Origin of the sequence: Neptuniibacter sp. UBA6509 (assembly GCA_002435145.1) — a bacterium.
GTDB lineage: Bacteria > Pseudomonadota > Gammaproteobacteria > Pseudomonadales > Balneatricaceae > Neptuniibacter.
In genome coordinates this window covers 12,252-13,718 of record DJLT01000055.1, presented here as the reverse complement: position 1 = coordinate 13,718, position 1,467 = coordinate 12,252, and the positions used below count along the sequence as shown (strand labels likewise).

The window sequence follows — 1,467 nt, the reverse complement described above, 5'->3', positions numbered from 1 at the left end:
AGTGCGAGTAAGTTGGTCTGTTCCGCAATTTTTTGGATTACTTCCAATACGGTTCCAACGCTTTGGCTTTGTTCATCGAGTTTATTGATAACATTAAGAGCTTTATCAATGTTGTTCTTTAATTCCTCAATTGCACCAATCGCCTGATCTGTAATGACCGTACCTTCTTGGCTTTGCTCAAGTGCTAGGTCAGAGGCTGAAACTGTATTCTCTGCACTTGCTTCGACACTGCGGGTAGAGGCCTCCATCTGTTCCATTGCTGAAGCGACAGCGCTGGTTTGCATCTGCTGATTATTAACCGCGGTATTAGCCATATCTGCAATATCGTTAATTGATGTGCTAGATGTACTCAGCTGATGAATTGTACTACTGACCTTGCTCAGGCTGGAATGGAAATCTTCAAGCATGATATTGAGTGAATTGGACATCATGCCAATTTCATCTTTTGAGTTAACATCAATACGTAGCTTCAAATTCGAGTTTTCATGGATTGTGTTAATTGTTTTACCCATTTTACGTACAGGTTTAACAACTAAATGGCCCAATAGTAAGCTAATAAGAACGAGGCCGACGATAAATAGAATCAGTTCAGTTATGGCAACACTAATAAGGTTTTTACTAATAGTATTGTCTAAATTTTCGAAGGAGTAAGTAACACGAACAGCACCGAGTACATCGCCTTCTTTGGTTTGATGGCAAAGGAGGCAGTTGGTGCCTTTGTAATCTGGAAGGGATTTCATCGGAGTGACAATGACAAGGCGGTGGCCTTGTTCGTCATTAACCTCTTCAATCACCTGCTCCCCATTCATCGCTCTTTGATCAAGTTCATCAGTGACCTTTGAATCGGCAGTCCCAGGACCATAAACGCTGCTGACTAAATCACCACGAATGATGCGAGCTTCTAAAACATCAGGGTTAGCTACAATTTTGTTTTGCAGTGTTTCTCGGTTCGACATCGCGCCGCTGAGCATGAGTATATTGATACTGTCAAAGTAAGAATCTGCAATATCCAGCGTGCTTTTGGTCACGACTTCAGAGACTAAGCTTGATTCGCTCTTATAAATAGCGGTGAGTGAGCTAATTAAAATAATTAGAAAAACGGCTGCTAATGACAGATTTACTTTTGTTTGAATTGAAAGGCCATCTAATTTCACACCTTTGCTCCCGCTCTGTATAGGTTTGGCAATTATAGTTGTTATATAAAACCATAATAAGGTTAAGTTCTTTATTCGTATACCCTTAACTCCGAGTTACATGCCGATATAGATCAAATAAATGGCGAAAGCTGTTTTTACAATTCACTTTGAATTTGTCTAAAGGGTCAAAATCCCCCTCAAGTTTTGTTTGAATGTGTGGGAATCCGCCACTTTGTAAAGATAGAAACAGTGCTCTAATAAATCCAATAATATTAATTATTCCTTTCTGTTCAGTAGGTTATAGGTTGTTTTTCTCCAGTTTTTTGTGGTT

The 1,467-nt window shown here is 39.5% G+C and carries 1 protein-coding gene; it reads right to left on the bottom strand.

The window, feature by feature from the left end; all coding sequences use genetic code 11:
• Positions 1 to 1,154, bottom strand: a 1,154-nt coding sequence (locus B4K11_RS07395; RefSeq protein ID WP_292959309.1) for a methyl-accepting chemotaxis protein, incomplete at its 3' end; no start/stop codon positions are given.
• Positions 1,155 to 1,467 lie beyond the last annotated feature (313 nt).